Origin of the sequence: Campylobacter sp. IFREMER_LSEM_CL1085, assembly GCF_025772235.1 — a bacterium.
GTDB lineage: Bacteria > Campylobacterota > Campylobacteria > Campylobacterales > Campylobacteraceae > Campylobacter_D > Campylobacter_D lari_D.
In genome coordinates this window covers 23,967-41,598 of the sequence record NZ_JAKMRU010000010.1, presented here as the reverse complement: position 1 = coordinate 41,598, position 17,632 = coordinate 23,967, and the positions used below count along the sequence as shown (strand labels likewise).

The following is a 17,632-nucleotide window of genomic DNA, read 5'->3' as shown; positions in this document are numbered from 1 at the left end:
CAAGTGTTATTATAAATTAAGGTAAAATCATGAAAAAACTCTCTCTTTGTATTATAGCAATTAGCTCTTTAGTCTATGCTAATAATGGAAGTATTATCATAGCTAAAAATGATATAGAAAAGGTTATAGAATTATCTCCTGATAGAAACCTCCCTCAAAACAAAGCTATCAAAGAAAATCTAAAAACCAAAGATGATTATAAAAAAGCTCAAGAAGCTAAAAAAGACTTTGAAGAAAAAAAGAAAGCCTTAAAAGAAAAACTAAATCAAGAAGATGAAACTAATGAGGAAACTAACAATCAAACTAATAACAACACTACCAACCTAAATAACCAAACTAACACTAACACAAACAATGACAAAGCTAACACTAACTCTAGTATAAATAATCAAACAAACAATAATTCTAATAACAACTCTACTAACTCAAGTAATCAAACTAATACTACCACCACTAAACAAGTAATAACCAAATACAAATTTGTTATCACTAATGAAAACACTAGCTTTGAAAAGCTAGGTATTAAAGAAGAAGATTTACAAATACTCATTAGCGAGTTTAGCACTAGAAAATTTAGTTTGCAAGATTTACAAGATATATCTAATATCATTGCTTATTATTTCCAAGTTAATGGCTATCCTGCTGCAACAGCTTATGTACCCCAACAAGAATTTGAAGATAGTGTGCAAATAAACATAGCTTTGGGAACATTAGGTAAGTATATAATAAAGAATAAAACTACTATAAAAGATTATTTTATTGAAAGTAAGCTTAATGAAAGAATCAAAGGTAAAATCATCTCTACCAAATTAATAGAAGATAGTGTGTATAAAGTCAATGAAATGTATGGCATTCAAACCCTAGCAGGCTTACAAGCAGGAGAGAATGTAGGAGAAACTGATATAGTTATAGAAGTAGTTCCTGATACTAAGGCTAATGTATTATTATATGCTGATAATTATGGTATTAAAAGTGCAGGGGATATTAGAGCTGGTATTAGTATGGGATTTAATTCTATATTTAATATGGGAGATTATTATAATTTTTACTTACAATCAAGCAATGAAAAACAAATTAACTATGGAGCTAGTTATACTTTCTTTTTAGGAAATTTAAAAATTACTCCAAGTGTATCAAAAGGAAATTATTCTTTAGGCGGAGATTATCAAGAAGTTGGCTTTAGTGGAATTTCAAAAAGTATAGGTATAGACTTTTCTTATCCTGTATGGATTAATACTAATTCATCTTTATACTTTACTTCTAGTATTTATCATAAAACTTTAAATGATAAAGCTTTCGCTTATACACCATTTTCATATATAGCAAATAAAAATTCTAATGTAGGTAGTATAGGTTTAGAAGGTTTATTTAGAGGCTTTGAGAATAATACTTTAAGTTATAGTGTTAAGATAAGTATAGGTAAGGTTAATGATGATGGACTTTTTATAGAAGATAATTATTTTAAAAATGAAAGTAATGGCTTTGGTTGGTTTAGAAAACTCAATGCTAGTTTGAATAATTATTATAGTATTAATGAATACATTACGCATACTTTAAATATAAATTATCAAAAGGTATTAGGGAATTTTGAATTAGATTCTTCTGAAAGTTCATCTTTAGGTGGAGCTTATGGAGTAAGAGCTTATGATAATGGAGAAGGAGATGGAGATAATACCATAGTAGCTAACTTTGGTATAAGAATAAATATACCAAATACTAATTTTTATTTTACTCCCTTTTATGATGTAGGTTATGCTTGGTATGAAAAAGCTTCAGGGGATAGATTAGCAGATGAGCATTTTTTAGATGCAGTAGGCTTACAAATACTTTATAATAAAGCTAATGAGTATTATATAAAGCTTGATGCAGCAAGAGCAGTTCATCAGTATAAATATGATGATGAACATAGAATGAAATTGTATTTAAGTGGAGGGGTGTATTTTTAACTACACCGCTTTTATAATTAAACACCAAAGAAAATTTCAGGTTTTAATCTAAGCATTAAACAATATGCAGCCAAACTAGCTTGCTCTCTTGTATAGTTTCTATTGCCTTGTATATGAATGCATTCTTGTAAAAAGGTTCCATCTTTATACATAGTTCCTATGTAGATGGTACCTGCTTTGGTGTTTTTATCATTCTCTTCTCCAGCTACCCCACTAAGCGCTAAAGCAAAATCACAATTTGTGGTTTTAAAAACCCCTTTTAACATAAAATAAATACAACGATCAGAATATTCCCCAACACTTTCTAAAGTATCATTGCTCACCCCAAGCCAAGAATTTTTTAAACGATTAGAATAAGTGATCAAAGAACCCTCAAACACATTAGAAATTCCTGAATTTTCAGCAAATTTTGAAGCACAAAGTCCTGCAGTACAACTTTCTGCAAAGGAAATTTTTAAGTTTTTTTCTAAAAGTTTTTTGGCTATAAATTTAATAGGATCGTTTCCTAAAAATACTTTTCCTGCAAAAAGTTTGAAAACCCCTTTTAAAAAGCCTTCTAGTTTTCCATATTGACTAGCGCTTGCTCTAATGCAAATGAGATTATCTAATAATGCACTTGAGCAAGTTTGAATTTCAAAAGAAGTAGTAAGTGTGCTAAGTAAGATATTTGCACTCATTTCATCTATATCTAAAAGACAAAAATACGCATAGTCAAGTTCAGGATTTTGCAAAATCAAAGGCAATTTTTGCTCTATATTTATGTTTAATAAATTAATATGGCATTGCTCAAAAGAACTTAAAAAGGAATTTTTTTCACGCAAAGCTTTTGAAGGTACTAGGGTATCATTTTCTAAGATTAAAACATCATCATTTAAGGTTGCTATGATTTTAGCTATGGTTGCGTAGTATTCGCTAATGCTAAAAATGGTTATATAGCTATATTCTTTAGAAAGTTTTTCAAGTAAAAAAGGAAGTTCTTTATCAGGTTTGTTTATAAATTTTAACTCATGAAGTTCTAAAAACTGCTTTTTGTATTCTTCTTGTATATAACGCATATAATTTTCATTAATAATAATTTCATTGCCTATAATGATGATGAGATGTTTCATGATTTTCCTTTTTTTATTGCGATTATAACAAAAAAATAAGTGCAAATTAAAAGTATTTTAAGTAGAATTTACTATTTTTAAATTTTTCAAGGTGGATTATATGGATTATAAAGATACGCTATTGCTTCCAAATACGACTTTTGCAATGCGTGCAAATTTAGCAGAGCTTGAGCCTAAGCGTTTTAGCAAGTGGTTTGAAAACAACTATGCTTATGAAAAAATGAAACAAAAAAGACAAGGAATAAGCGAGAGTTTTACTTTACATGATGGCCCTCCTTATGCTAATGGACATTTGCATATTGGCCATGCTTTAAATAAAATTTTAAAAGATATCATCATTAAAATGCATTATTTTCAAGGTAAAAAAGTGCGTTTTACTCCTGGTTGGGATTGTCATGGTTTACCGATAGAACAGCAAGTTGAAGTTAAACTTAAAGATAAAAAGCAAAGTTTAAGCAAAAAAGAAATTCGTGAGTTTTGTAGAGAGCATGCGAGAGAATTTGTAAATATCCAAAGAGATGAATTTAAGTCTTTGGGTGTGATTGCTGATTGGGATGAGCCATACTTGACTATGAAAAATGCTTTTGAGGCAGATATTTACAAAGCTTTATGTAAAATCGCTAAAAAAGGACTTTTGCTAGAAAGAAGTAAGCCTGTTTTTTGGAGTTGGGCTGCTAAGAGTGCATTAGCAGAAGCTGAAGTAGAGTATGAAGACAAAGAAGATTATTCTATTTTTGTAGCTTTTGAGCTTGATAAAACTTCCCTTGAAAAGCTAGGTGTAAAAAAAGCTAAAGCAGTCATTTGGACTACCACGCCTTGGACTTTACCGGCAAATCAAGCTATATCTTTAAATCCAAATGAAAAATATGTTATCACTGAAGAAGGTTATATTTTTGCTAAAGCCTTGCTTGAAAATATGATTAATAAAAACTTCACTCAAGGAAAAATTCAAAAAGAACTTTTAGGTGTTGAATTTGAAAATTTAAGTGCTATTAATCCACTCAATCAAAGAAAATCCACTCTTATTTTAGGCGATCATGTTTTAATGGAAGGTGGAACAGGGCTTGTACATACTGCACCAGGTCATGGTGAGGATGATTATTATGCGTGCTTAAAATATGGCATTGAAGTGATTATGCCAGTAGATGATGGTGGGTGTTATGATGAAACACTAAGAGCTAAAGGGCTTTTGCCAGAGCATTTATTAAATGAGTTTATAGGACTTCATATTTTTAAAGCAAATGAGCGTATTTTAGAATTGCTTGGCGAAGCTTTACTTGAGAGTTCTAAATTTATACATTCTTATCCATTTTGTTGGAGAACACATAAACCGGTTATTTATAGAGCCACAAAACAATGGTTTATCTTAATGGATGAGAAAAAATTAGATGGAAAATCTTTAAGAGAACTAGCACTAGAGCAATTAAATAATGTGAAATTTTACCCAGAAAGTGGGATAAAAAGACTTAGTTCTATGATAGAAAATCGCCCTGATTGGTGTATATCAAGACAAAGAGATTGGGGTGTGCCTATCGCATTTTTTAGAGATAAAAACACCAAAGAAGTGATTTTTGATGATGATGTTTTAGATCATTTGGTGGGAATTTTTGAAGCAAATGGAGCTGATGCGTGGTGGGATTTAGAAATAAAAGATTTATTACCGCCAAATAGCAAATATGATCCAAATAATTTAGAAAAAGTTTATGATATTTTAGATGTTTGGTTTGATAGTGGTAGCACTTGGGAAGCAGTATTAAACTCAGCAAGATATGATGCAGGAGAATATCAAGCTTCAATGTATCTTGAAGGAAGTGACCAGCACCGTGGATGGTTTCAAAGCTCACTTTTAATTTCTACCGCGATCAATCACAAAACCCCATATAAAAACATACTTACTCATGGCTTTACCGTAGATGAAAAGGGTCAAAAAATGAGTAAATCTAAGGGTAATGTGATTTTACCTCAAAATGTAGCTAAAAATTATGGGGTAGAAATTTTAAGACTTTGGATAATGCTTAGTGATTATTCAACGGACTTAAAAATTTCAGACAATATCTTAAAACAAGTAAGCGAGCAGTATAGAAAGATAAGAAATACTATAAGATTTTTACTTGCAAATACTAATGATATGGAATTTTTAGAAACAAAAAATTTCACACTTTTAGATAAGTGGATTTTAATGCGTGCAAAAGTTGCTTTTGAAGCATGTGAAGCTGCTTTTGAAAAATATGAGTTTGCAAAAGGCTTTAGTGTGCTTTTAAATTTCTTAAGTGCGGATTTAAGTGGAATTTACTTAGATGTGTGCAAAGATAGATTGTATTGTAATGCAAAAGATGATACAAAGAGAGTAAGCGCGCAAAGTGCTATGGTGCTAATAGCTAGAAAGCTTTTTGCGCTTTTAGCTCCAAGTTTAACTTACACTATAGATGAAGCTTTAGAACATGCAAATGTGGCTATTAAAGAAAATGCTAAAGATGTGTTTGATTTGGTATTAAAAAATGGCTTTGATTATGAGTATAAAATCGAAGATGATTTATTTATAAAATCAAGAGAAAAATTCTTTGAGCTTGTAGATGTATTAAAAAAAGACAAAATCATCAAATCAACCTTAGAGTTAAGCTTGCAAACAAGTGCAAATGAGCTTTTGAGTGAAGATATTGAAGAAGTAGCTGATTGGTTTATGGTAAGCTCTATAGAAAGCTTAGATGATAAAGAAGCTTTGAGTGAGTTTAAAATAGATGATCATAGTTTTAAAATCGTGCGTTCTTTATTGCACAAGTGTCCAAGATGTTGGAAATTTTTAGCAAAAGAAGAAGAATGTTTATGTCCAAGATGTAATAGTGTGGAAAAAGCAAAAAATGTTTGAGCAAGCTTTACCTTTTAGCGTGGTAGTGATTACTTTATTGAGCTTTTTATTTATCACGCTTTTTTTGTTTTATTTGGTTAAAAAATTTAAGGATAAATAATGGTAACTTTAAAAGAAGCTTTGAAATTTTCAAATGAAGAATTAGAAAATCTAAAAAAAGAATTAAATGAAAAAGCACATCAGCAAAAGCATTTAGGTGCTTATGTAGAGCAGTTTTTAAATAAAGACTTAAGCACTTCAGGTACTGGCGTACCAGTAGCTATAAAAGATAATATTAGTGTAAAAGATTGGGAATTAACTTGTGGCTCTAAAATTTTACAAGGCTATGTGGCTCCTTATGATGCAAGCGCTATTGTAAATTTACGCAAAAATAATTTTACTCCATTTGGAAGATGTAATATGGATGAGTTTGCTATGGGAAGTACAAGTGCAACTTCTTTTTATGGTAAGACTTTAAATCCGCTTGATAATACTAAAGTTCCAGGTGGAAGTAGTGGGGGGAGTGCTGCTGCGGTTGCTGCAGGGATAGCTTTAGCAAGTTTGGGTTCAGATACAGGTGGTTCAGTAAGGCAACCTGCTGCTTTTTGTGGTTGTGTTGGGTTTAAGCCAAGTTATGGAAGAGTTAGCAGGTATGGTTTAGCAGCGTATTCTTCAAGCCTTGATCAAATAGGAGTTTTAACGCAAAATGTTGAAGATGCTGCAATTTTATATGATGCTATTGCAGGCTATGATGAAAAAGATAGCACAAGTGTAAACATAGCTTTTGAACCAACTACGCCAAAGCTAAATGCAAATAAAAAGCTAAAAATAGCTGTGATTAAAAACTATATAGAACAAACTAATGATGATGTAAAACAAGCCTTATTAAAAACTATAGATATGTTAAAAGCAAATGGCCATGAGATTGTTTATAAAGACTTAATGGATTCTACATTTGATGTTGCGGCTTATTATATCATAGCAGCAGCTGAAGCAAGTGCAAATTTAAGCCGTTATGATGGTGTAAGATATGGTAGAAGAAGTGAAAAATGTGACAATCTTAGTCAAATGTATGTAAATAGCAGAAGTGAAGGTTTTGGTGAGGAAGTAAAAAGAAGAATTTTACTAGGAACCTTTGTTTTAAGTAGTGGCTATTATGATGCATACTACATCAAAGCACAAAAGGCTAGAAGATTTATCAAGCAAAAATATGAAGAAATTTTAAACGATTGTGATTTGATTTTTATGCCAGTTGCTCCAAGCGTTGCTTTTGGTTTTAACGATATAAAAACTCCAGTGCAAATGTATTTAGAAGATGTATTTACTATTTCAGTGAATTTAGCAGGACTTGGTGGCATTAGTGTGCCAGTAGGAAAAAATGAAAATGGACTTAGTATTTCTGCTCAACTTATATGTAAAGCTTATGATGAGCAAACTTTATTAGATGGTGCTTTGAGCTTGGAAGAAATTATCAAAAACAAATAAAGGAAAAATTATGAAAATCATAAAACGCGCTTTGACTTTTGAAGATGTTTTACTAGTCCCTCAATATTCTGAGGTTTTACCTAAAGAAGTAGATATTAAAACAAGACTTACAAAAAATATCACCTTAAATATGCCTTTGATTTCAGCTGCTATGGATACAGTTACTGAACATAGAGCAGCTATTATAATGGCAAGGCTTGGTGGCATAGGGGTAATCCATAAAAATATGGACATAGCTTCACAAGTTAGAGAGATAAAAAGAGTTAAAAAAAGTGAAAGTGGCGTGATTATGGATCCTATTTATATAGGGCCTAAAGCAAGTGTTAAAGAAGCGCTAGAACTCATGGCTGAATATAGAATTTCAGGCGTTCCTGTGGTAGATGAGAATAAAATTTTAATAGGAATTTTAACTAATCGCGATTTAAGATTTGAAACTAACTTTGATAATTTAGTAGAAAATGTAATGACAAAAATGCCTTTAATCACTGCTAAAAAAGGCTCTACTTTAGATGATGCAGAAAGGATTTTCTCTACTAATAAAGTAGAAAAACTTCCAATCGTAGATGAAAATAATCGCTTAGAAGGTTTAATCACTATAAAAGATTTGAAAAAACGCAAAGAATATCCAAATTCAAATAAAGACGCCTATGGAAGATTAAGAGTGGCTGCAGCCGTGGGTGTGGGTCAGCTTGATCGCGTAAAGGCTTTAGTAGAAGCTGAAGTTGATGTTATAGTAATGGATAGTGCGCATGGACATTCTAAAGGGATTATTGATACATTAAAAGCAATTAAGGCTGAATTTAATGTAGATGTGATAGTAGGAAATGTTGCAAGTGCTAAAGCGGTTAAAGATCTATGTGAAGCAGGTGCAGACGCTGTTAAGATAGGTATAGGACCTGGTAGTATTTGCACCACACGCATTGTTTCAGGTGTGGGTGTACCTCAAATTTCAGCTATAGATGAATGTGCAATAGAAGCGAGTAAATACAGCGTGCCAGTAATCGCTGATGGGGGTATAAAATACTCAGGCGATATTGCAAAAGCTATCGCAGCAGGAGCAAGTAGTGTGATGATAGGTTCACTTTTGGCAGGAACTGATGAGAGTCCAGGTGAGTTATTTACTTATCAAGGAAGACAATATAAGAGTTATCGTGGCATGGGAAGCTTAGGTGCTATGCAAAAAGGTAGTTCAGATAGATATTTCCAAGAAGGTACAGCTCAAGATAAACTTGTACCTGAAGGTATTGAAGGTAGGGTGCCTTATGTAGGAAGTATAAAAAGTGTAGTACATCAACTTTTAGGTGGGCTTAGATCTTCTATGGGTTATGTAGGTGCAGTAGATATCAAAGCTTTCCAAGAAAGAGCTGAATTTGTAGAAATCACAGCAGCAGGATTAAAAGAAAGCCATGTGCATGATGTAACTATCACTGCTGAAGCACCAAATTATAAGGTGAGTAATTAATGGAATTTGAAGATCATATCAAACAAGCCGAGCTTTCTTTGGAAAAACTTAATGATAAAGATTTGGACCTTAAAACTTGCGTAGAAATTTATAAAGAAGGTTTAAAAAGTATCAAGCAAGCAAGAACTATGCTTGAAAATGCTAAATTGGAAATCGAGCAAGTAGATGAGTAGTGTTGTAGCTTTACAATTTCCCACTTTGGCTTTGAGTGAATCAAGGCTTGATTATTATCTAAAAGCTGCTAAGGAAAGTGGTGCGAATTTGGTGGTTTTGGGCGAGTATGTTTTAAATAGCTTTTTTAGTGAGCTAAAAACTATGCCAAAAAGCATGATCAAAGAACAAAGTCAAAGCAAAAAAGCAAGCTTGATAAAACTTGCTAAAAAATATGATTTAAATATTATTGCACCTTTCATAAGTGTTGAAAATGATGGTTTAAAAAAACTATGCTTAAAAGTAGGTCCACAAAATGTAAAAGTGTATGAGCAACAAATTTTAATGCCTTATGCACACTGGAATGAAGAAAAATTTTTTAACAATAAAAAAGCTGATAAGCTTAAACTTTTTACTTTCACACATGAGGGCTTAAAATGTGCTTTGCTTTTTGGCTTTGAGGCACATTTTGATATCTTTTGGCAAATGATCATGAAAAAAAAGATAGACTTAGTCATCATTCCCACAGCTAGCACCTTTGAAAGTAATCAAAGATGGCTAGAACTTTTAAAAACAAGAGCCTTTTTAAACTCAACAAGCATTTTAAGGGTTAATCGTATAGGTAATTTAAAGCAAGAAAATGAGTGGAAATTTTATGGAGATAGCTTTTTTATTAATGCTTTTGGCGAAGTGCAAGAGCAACTTGGCGATCAAGAAGAAATGCTTGTAGTGGAAGTTAGTAAGGCAAATGAAGCTAGAAATTTATGGGGTTTTGATAAGCTTATAAAAAATTACGAAGAATAATCTTTTTAACAAGAAAATATTATTAAAGGAGTATAATGAGAAAAATTTTATTACAAATTCTTTCTTTTAGTTTTATTTTTATGGGAATTTTTGCTTTAGTTAGGTTTTTGATGATAAAAAATTTAACTAATGAAAGTGAAAATAGCTTAATGGTATATGTGTATGGACTAGGTCATGATATGAGAACCTTTAGTGCCATTTTTTTACCTCTATTTTTGTGTGGTTTATTTTCTTATATAAGTTTGGTTTTTAAAGATAGAAAATATCACGCTACGGGGGGGGGTAATCGCTAAATTTTATATTTATCTTTCTAGTTTTTATGTAGCTTTTATAGCTTTTGTTGTTTTAATTTCTGCGTTTATACATTATTATTACTTTCAACTTTATGCAAGCAAAATTGATATTTTTATTTTTGGTTTAAAAGATGATGATACTAAGGCAATATTATCTATAGTCTTTTCTGATTATCCTATCATAAAAGCATTGCTAGTAGCTATAATTTTTAGTATATTTTGTTTTTATCTTAATATTAAAATTCTTAGCTTAAAATTAGAGACTATTAAGCTAAAGCTAGTATTTTTTGTTTTATTAAACATTTTACTAATTTATGCTTATGTTGTGGCATTAAGAGGACATTTTACTTATAATGCACTAAGAGCTTCAAGTTATGAATTTAGCACTATAAAAGCTTTTAATGAAATTTCTACAAATCCCTTGATGGCTTTTTCTTGGGCATATAAAGAGTATAAAAATCAACAAGAATTTAAAAGTGTAGATATAAAACAGCTTAATCAACTAGAAGAAAAACTTTTTCCTATGTTTGATACTACTTTGACACATCAAAGTCATGCTAAAAATCATATTTATATTAACATCATGGAAAGTTTTGGTTTAAATTTAGCTGAGTTTAGCACTGAAAACACTAATCTTTTGGGAAATTTAAAAAAACATTTTGAACAAGATGTTATTTTTACTAGATTTTTATCCAGTGCAAACAATACTATAGAAAGTTTTAATCGTTTATTTTTTTTAAGTCCAAATATTATTTCAAACGGATTGTATCAAAAAGAAAAATTAGCCTTTACACCTTTGCAAATTTACAAAAATGCAGGGTATAAAATAATTTTTGTTTATAGCGGTAATGCTTCTTGGTATAATCTTGGAAATTATTTAAAAAATCAAGGTGTAGATGAAATTATAGATGAAAATGCACTTATGCAAGATTTTCCACAAGCTAGAAAAACAAAACATAAATACGGTATAGCTGATGAGTTTATGTATAAAAAAATATATTCTATATTTGAAAATGCTAAAAATCCTACGCTTGTTATTTCTCTTAGTATTTCCACTCATAGACCTTATATACATAAAAGCAGAACACAACTTATCGATGAGAACGCTTTAGATGAAAAAATATTAAGTCAATTTATTATCAGTGATTCTATAGGTGCTTTAAATGCTTATGCGTATGCAAATGATGAATTTGGAAAATTTTTAGATCGCATAAAAGAAAGTAGTTTGAGAGAAAATATTATTATTGTTGCTACAGGTGATCATAGATTTAGAGATATTAAGATGGATATAAAATCCCAAAAAGCTTTTGCTTATAGTGTACCTTTTTATTTATATCTTCCAAAGTATTTGAAAAATGATATTTATTATGATAAAAGCCGTGTGGGTTCGCATAAAGATATTTTTCCAACACTTTATAGTCTTACTCTTAGTGATACAAAATATTTAAGTTTAGGAGGAAGAAATATGTTAGCACCTGTAAAAAATGAAAAGTTAGAATTTGGTTTTAATGAGCTTGTTTGGATTGATCAAAATGGAGTGTATAGTGGAGATAATGGTTATTATTTTGAAAATAATACTAGTATAAAAGACACAAATAAGGCTTTTGAGCTAGATTTATATCATAAAAAATTTTCAAAAAATTATAAAGAGTTGTTTCAAAAGCAATTAAATTATAGACTAGTCAATCTCAAAACATCAAATAATAGCGAGTAGATTTTATCTCTAAGGGCTTTTTATATTTTATTTTTAGTAAACAAATGATAGAATTTTGCCTTAAATTTTCAAAAAATTTGAGGCAAGAATGCAAAAAATTCATTTTATAGGTATAGGCGGTATTGGAATTTCAGCTTTGGCGAGATTTTTAAAAGAACAAGACTTTAAGATTAGTGGTTCTGATATCAAAGAAAGTAAAATCACAAAAGAATTAGAAAAAGAAGGTATAAATATAAAAATTCCTCATCATAAAGACAATGTCAAAGATGTGGATTTAGTGGTGTATTCAGCTGCTATCAAAGAAGATAATGAGGAATTAATCAGTGCAAAAAAACAAAACATCACAACGCTTTCAAGAAAAGAAGCCCTGCCTATGATTTTAAAAGACAAAAGAGTTTTTGCGGTTGCGGGAGCTCATGGTAAAAGCACGACTTCAAGCATTTTAGCAAGCTTGATAGAAGCTTCTGTTATTATTGGTGCAGTGCTAAAAGAAAGTGGCACCAATATGCTTTATAAAGAAAGCGAAAATCTTATTTTTGAAGCTGATGAGAGTGACAGTTCTTTTTTGAACTCAAATCCTTATTTAGCTATAGTGACTAATGTTGAAGCAGAACATTTAGATCATTATGGAAATGATCTTTCAAAATTATACAAAGCTTATGAAGACTTTTTGCGTTTGTCTAAAATTCAAGTGATTAATGCTGAAGATGAGTTTTTGTCAAGTTTAAATTTAAATAATGCAAAAAAGCTTTACCCAAGCAAAGATATCACAAATATTTATATGAAAGTGGAAAATTTTAAGCCAAAAACCTATTTTACGCTTAAAGATTTAGGCGAATTTAGCGTTTTTGGTATGGGTGAGCATGTGGCGATGGACGCTGCTTTGGCTATTTTGGCTGCGAGTGAATTTATAAATATAGAAGAGCTAAAAACTAAGCTTTTAAAATATCAAGGGATTAAAAAAAGATTTGATATTTTGTTTGCAAATGAAAATATGGCTTTGATTGATGATTATGGACACCATCCAACAGAAATCAAAACAACACTTAAAGCAGCAAGTGAGTATGCAAGGCTAGCTGGATATAAAAAAATCATAGCTATTTTTGAGCCTCACCGCTACACGCGTTTAAGTGCAAATATAGAGTATTTTAGCGAGGTTTTAGCAAATGTTGATGAGCTTTATATTTTACCTGTGTATGCAGCAGGAGAAGCTAAAATAGAGATTAATATGCAAAAATACTTTCCAAAAGCTAAATTTATAAAAGAAATCAAAAGAGAAGAAAGTGCTATTTATCTTGATGATGAGTTGATTGAAAATGGCTTGGTAATTGGTTTTGGTGCAGGAGATATAAGCACAAAGCTCAGGGGCAAGTATGTTTAAGATTTTTTTATATGTCCTAGCTTTTTTTGCGATTTTACTTTTTTTTGTTTTTTTACGTAAAAAAATAGGCAAGATTAGCAATTATCTTTTGATTTTAGTGTTGATTTTGATGATTGCTTTTGCGATTAAATTTGAGTTAAGTGCCACAAGAAGTGGTATTTTAAAAAAAGAAACGCTCAATGCATTCTTACAAGGACAAAGTCTAATTTGCAAAGATATTAATGTCACTAAAGAGTATTTTAACTTTGAACATGGAACGCAAAGTTTTATTTCAAATGGTAAAAATAAACAATTTAAAGCCTATGTTTTTGATATAAAAGATTGCAAGGTAGATAAATAATGCAAGAGCAATTTTTTAAAAAGCTAGATTTAGATGGCTATATAGAAGACTTTAGGGGGCTTTTTGCAAGAGATAAAGAAATTTTTTTACAAGGTGATAGTAAGCTTCATTATAAAAGAATCAATGAGCTTTCACTGATTGATTTTAATCCTCCACCTATGATAGAAGGGCTAAATAGTGCTTTAACTCATCTTAGCAAGCAAGGAATTTTACATTTAAGTCAAAGCTTTGAATTTATTAAAATCTGTATGTATTTTAGATACTTAAAGGGTTTAAAATTTGAAGAAAGTTTAAAAGAATGGCTTTTAAAAATAGAAATTCCACAGGCTATTTTAGAGCTTTTTGAGTATTTTGATGAAAAGGGTGAGATTAAAGAAAGTGTTGATGAAAGACTTGTTAATCTAAATTTAGCTCTAAAGATAAAAAAAGAAAGCTTGGTAGCTGAGTTTAAAAAACTCACCTATACTAAAAATCTTAGTGTATATTTGATTGATACGCAAATCCATCTTATCAATGGTATGGAGGCCTTGCTTTTACGCGGTGGGTTTAATCATGTCTTAAAAGCAAAAATCATAGGTAGAAGTAGTGGCGGTGGGTTTTATGTGGTGCCTTTAAGCGTAGAAAAAATCCAAAGTCAAATAGATGAAATCAAAGATGCTAAAGAAGAAATTTTTTATGAGTATGCTAAAAAAATCAGCTTGATTTTTTATAAAAATTTGATGTTTTTGAAATTTATCAATAATGCTTTTGATTTATTTGACCATTATAGCGCTAGAGTTTTGATGGCTAAAAAACATGATTATGAGTTTGTTTTAGCTGATAGCTCTAATAATTTAAGCTTATATAACTTCGCACATCCGGCTTTAAAAAATGCAAAAAGTGTTAATATAGAATTTAATAAAAAAGTTTTAATCATCACAGGTGTAAATGCAGGTGGTAAGTCTATGCTTTTAAAAGGAATTTTAAGCGCAGCTTTACTTGCAAAGCATTTACTTCCTATGAAAATTAACGCACAAAAAAGCCAAATAGGCAATTTCAAAGAATTTGATGTGATTTTAGAAGATCCACAAAATGTAAAAAATGATATTTCTACTTTTGCAGGAAGAATGTTGCATTTTTCTAAGCTTTTAGGTAAGAAAAATGTTTTATTAGGGGTTGATGAGATAGAGCTTGGAACAGATTTTGAAGAAGCTGCGTGTTTATATACTGAGCTTATTTCTAAGCTTTTAGAACAAGATAATAAAATCATCATTACAACCCACCATAAACGCCTTGCTATGCTTTTGGCTAAAAATTCACAAGTAGAACTTATCGCTGCTTTGTATGATGAGGAATTATCACGTCCAAAATATGAGTTTTTAAAAGGCACTATAGGTAAATCTTATGCATTTGAAACGGCTTTAAGATATGGCATAAGTGCAAATTTAGTGCAAAATGCTAAAAAGCTTTATGGAGAAGATAAAGAAAATTTAGAAGAAATGGTAAGTAAAAACATCAATCTTGAACTTTCTTTACGCAAGAAAAATGAAGAGCTTGAGAAAAAAGAAGCTAAGGTAGATGAAATTTTACTTTCACTTAAAGATCAAAAAGAAAAAAATGAGCAAGAATTTAAAAAGCTTATTTCTAATTTAGAATTTAAATATCACAAAGCCATAGAAGAAGCTAAAAAAACGATAAATCTAAAAGATATTAAAGAAAAACAAAGAAGTTTAAACAAAGCCAATGAACTTAAAAAAAGTATTGTTTTACCAAGTATGGAGCAAAATGAAGAACTTAGAGTTGGGGATTTTGTAAAATATGAAAAAATCAAAGGTAAAATCACTGCAATTTCAAAAAACGATGCGATGATTCAAAGCGATGGTTTGAGTTTGCGTGTGCCATTAAAGCTTCTTAAAAAAAGCAATCAAAACCCTACACAAAAGGTAAAATCAAGTGTCAATATAACCCGTCCAAGTGCTTTAAATATGACTTTAGATTTACACGGCTTAAGAAGTGATGAGGCGCTTGAAAGATTAGATAAATTTATCTCTGATGCTTTGATAGTGGGTTTTGATGAGGTGATAGTTTATCATGGTATAGGCACAGGAAAACTAGCTTTTGCGGTAAAAGAGTTTTTAAAAGCCCACAAAAGTGTAAAAAGCTTTAATGATGCTCCGATTAATCAAGGTGGTTTTGGTGCTAAGGTGGTTAAATTATAATTTATTAATCCTATCTTGATCACTATCACCTTTAAAAAATGCATAGTTTTTATTATTACATTTATATGCAAAATAGATATCTTGATTTTCTTTAATAAAAGGTTCAAAATAATTTGTAATCACTTCTTTATTTTTTTCTATAAATCCCATATTTGTAATTTTTGAAAAATCGTTAATATAGCAAAGAAAATCAATATATTCATAATCATTTTGTATTAAAAATTCTTGAAAAAGACTATAAATATTTTCTGTAAAATTACCTATAAAATCAACTATTCTAATGCATTTTGCTTGAAGTATTTTTATTTCTCTTGTAACAAAAATACATTTTAGTGTAGATTTTTCAAATATTCCCAAAAATTGATATTTGTAAAAAGGGTTGTTGTAGTATCTGTTTATAAAGTATTTTTTGGATTTATAAGGTATAAAATTAAATTTAATATTTGATTTTATGAATTCTTCTGCATTTAAAATTTTATATGTAAAATTAATATTTTTTAAGTTACATATCGATGGAGAATTTGCAAAATCAGCCATATAAAAAATATTTTTTTTATCATTTTTAATATAAAAATGCTTAAGTGGTTCTATTTTATCATATAAAAAAAGTTTATAATATTTTATACCATACTCTGATAATCCAGCATTTCCAATTGATTTTGGTGTTAAAGTTTCTAGTAGAAATTTAATTAATACTAATCCAAATGTAGGTTTAATGCTTTTCCAAATTCCAAACCATAAATCTTTGTTGGCTTCGAGTTTATTATCATATTGACTAAGTAAGGTAAAGCCTAATATAGATTGAATAATATTATCTTCTAATCCCAAAACAATATTATACCTTTGATTGTATTTATCTAAATACTGAAAATCAAGCACTTCTTTATTATAGGCAAATACATGATTTTTATTCCAATGATTTTTTATAAATTCCATTATTTTGTTTGCTTCTTCTAATTTTGCAAAACGGATTTCAACCATAGTTAGCCTTTCCATATATAAACTCATTGCAATCATACCTATGAAGAGCAAAAGGATTATTAATTAAGTCTTTGTAGTTAATATCTTTTGAAGGTATGGAGCTAAAAGCAAAATCAAAATTATATTTTTTAAGCCATCTTTTTGCATAAGAGGTGCTTTCTCCATAGGGATAAGAAAATATTTGTATTGGTGGTTTTATAAAAGAGTTTAAAAAATTTATAGAGGATTTTAGCTCATATTTTTGGTTATATATGTTCAATGTTTTAAAGCTTAAATGGGTAAAGCTATGGCTAGCTATCAACATACCATTATCACTCATTGTTTTCAATTCATTTTTACTTAAATATAAATTATCAAAAATTTCATCATCATTCCAAAAATTTGTAATAACTTGATCTAAAATTTTTTCTTTATATTCTGGTTTTATAAAATAATTAAATAAGAGTTTAAAGTCTTTTGTACTTTTATCATCATCCAATTCTTGATAATAGTTTTTAAAAAGTTTTAAAGAAGATCTTTTTAACATGCTTGGTTTTATAATATTATAGGCAGTGTTTAATAAAATCCCCCCCCCCATTTTTCCAAGTAAATAATGTATTCTATGAACATCTAGTGCTTTTTTCTGTTTAAATATACGAGTAGGAACAAAAAATATACCAAAAAGCTTTCTTTTTGTAAGTTCGTTAAAGACATAATTATAATGATCTTTAAGTCCATCATCAAAGGTTAATAGAATTTTGTTTTTTAATTTATTACAAAATAATGGATTTTCTTTTAAAAATAAAAATTCTTCAAGGTTTACAAATCCAAATTCTTTTTCAAAAAAATCTAATTGTTTTTTAAAATTTTCAATATGTAAATATCTAAAATTAGGTATTTTTTTTACTTTTTCTCTTATGTAGTGATACATTATTATTTTCATAA

The 17,632-nt window shown here is 29.6% G+C and carries 14 protein-coding genes; 11 read left to right on the top strand and 3 right to left on the bottom strand.

Annotation, left to right across the window (positions count from 1 at the left end):
• Window positions 1–29 precede the first annotated feature (29 nt).
• Window positions 30–1,946, top strand: a complete 1,917-nt coding sequence (locus L8W56_RS05485; protein ID WP_263659659.1) for a ShlB/FhaC/HecB family hemolysin secretion/activation protein — start codon at window positions 30–32, stop codon at window positions 1,944–1,946.
• 17 nt (window positions 1,947–1,963) lie between these two features.
• Here L8W56_RS05485 and L8W56_RS05480 read toward each other — a convergent pair whose 3' ends face one another.
• Window positions 1,964–3,055 carry a CinA family protein gene (locus L8W56_RS05480; protein ID WP_263659658.1) on the bottom strand — a complete coding sequence of 364 codons (1,092 nt, stop codon included), beginning with the start codon at window positions 3,053–3,055 and terminating at the stop codon, window positions 1,964–1,966.
• Between the two features lie 100 nt (window positions 3,056–3,155).
• On the opposite strand from L8W56_RS05480, the gene ileS reads away from it, so the two are divergent.
• The 10 genes from ileS (at window position 3,156) to L8W56_RS05430 (ending at window position 15,727) form a co-directional block, all read left to right on the top strand.
• Entirely contained in the window at window positions 3,156–5,921 is a 2,766-nt protein-coding gene (gene ileS / locus L8W56_RS05475) for an isoleucine--tRNA ligase (protein ID WP_263659657.1), read from the top strand.
• A 99-nt stretch (window positions 5,922–6,020) separates the two neighbouring features.
• The gene (gatA, locus tag L8W56_RS05470) at window positions 6,021–7,385 is read left to right on the top strand and encodes an Asp-tRNA(Asn)/Glu-tRNA(Gln) amidotransferase subunit GatA (protein ID WP_263659656.1); all 1,365 of its coding nucleotides are present in this window, start codon (window positions 6,021–6,023) and stop codon (window positions 7,383–7,385) included.
• A 10-nt stretch (window positions 7,386–7,395) separates the two neighbouring features.
• Window positions 7,396–8,847 carry an IMP dehydrogenase gene (gene guaB / locus L8W56_RS05465; RefSeq protein ID WP_263659655.1) on the top strand — a complete coding sequence of 484 codons (1,452 nt, stop codon included), beginning with the start codon at window positions 7,396–7,398 and terminating at the stop codon, window positions 8,845–8,847.
• Window positions 8,847–9,020, top strand: a complete 174-nt coding sequence (gene xseB, locus L8W56_RS05460) for an exodeoxyribonuclease VII small subunit (RefSeq protein ID WP_039628709.1) — start codon at window positions 8,847–8,849, stop codon at window positions 9,018–9,020. Before guaB ends, xseB begins: the two co-directional genes overlap by 1 nt.
• The gene (locus tag L8W56_RS05455; RefSeq protein ID WP_263659654.1) at window positions 9,013–9,801 is read left to right on the top strand and encodes a carbon-nitrogen hydrolase family protein; all 789 of its coding nucleotides are present in this window, start codon (window positions 9,013–9,015) and stop codon (window positions 9,799–9,801) included. The genes xseB and L8W56_RS05455 overlap by 8 nt, the downstream gene beginning before the upstream one ends.
• A gap of 35 nt (window positions 9,802–9,836) precedes the next feature.
• A complete protein-coding gene (locus tag L8W56_RS05450) occupies window positions 9,837–10,094 on the top strand; it encodes a hypothetical protein (protein WP_220567308.1) in 258 nt (85 codons plus the stop codon).
• Between the two features lie 190 nt (window positions 10,095–10,284).
• Window positions 10,285–11,808 carry an LTA synthase family protein gene (locus tag L8W56_RS05445; protein WP_263659653.1) on the top strand — a complete coding sequence of 508 codons (1,524 nt, stop codon included), beginning with the start codon at window positions 10,285–10,287 and terminating at the stop codon, window positions 11,806–11,808.
• A gap of 88 nt (window positions 11,809–11,896) precedes the next feature.
• Entirely contained in the window at window positions 11,897–13,189 is a 1,293-nt protein-coding gene (murC, locus tag L8W56_RS05440; RefSeq protein ID WP_263659652.1) for a UDP-N-acetylmuramate--L-alanine ligase, read from the top strand.
• A complete protein-coding gene (locus L8W56_RS05435; protein ID WP_220567306.1) occupies window positions 13,182–13,529 on the top strand; it encodes a hypothetical protein in 348 nt (115 codons plus the stop codon). The genes murC and L8W56_RS05435 overlap by 8 nt, the downstream gene beginning before the upstream one ends.
• The gene (locus L8W56_RS05430) at window positions 13,529–15,727 is read left to right on the top strand and encodes an endonuclease MutS2 (RefSeq protein ID WP_263659651.1); all 2,199 of its coding nucleotides are present in this window, start codon (window positions 13,529–13,531) and stop codon (window positions 15,725–15,727) included. Before L8W56_RS05435 ends, L8W56_RS05430 begins: the two co-directional genes overlap by 1 nt.
• On the opposite strand, the gene L8W56_RS05425 is transcribed toward L8W56_RS05430, so the two are convergent.
• Together L8W56_RS05425 and L8W56_RS05420 are read right to left on the bottom strand one after the other, a co-directional pair.
• Entirely contained in the window at window positions 15,722–16,735 is a 1,014-nt protein-coding gene (locus L8W56_RS05425; protein WP_263659650.1) for a hypothetical protein, read from the bottom strand. The genes L8W56_RS05430 and L8W56_RS05425 overlap by 6 nt on opposite strands.
• A complete protein-coding gene (locus tag L8W56_RS05420) occupies window positions 16,701–17,630 on the bottom strand; it encodes a polysaccharide deacetylase family protein (RefSeq protein ID WP_263659649.1) in 930 nt (309 codons plus the stop codon). Before L8W56_RS05420 ends, L8W56_RS05425 begins: the two co-directional genes overlap by 35 nt.
• Window positions 17,631–17,632 lie beyond the last annotated feature (2 nt).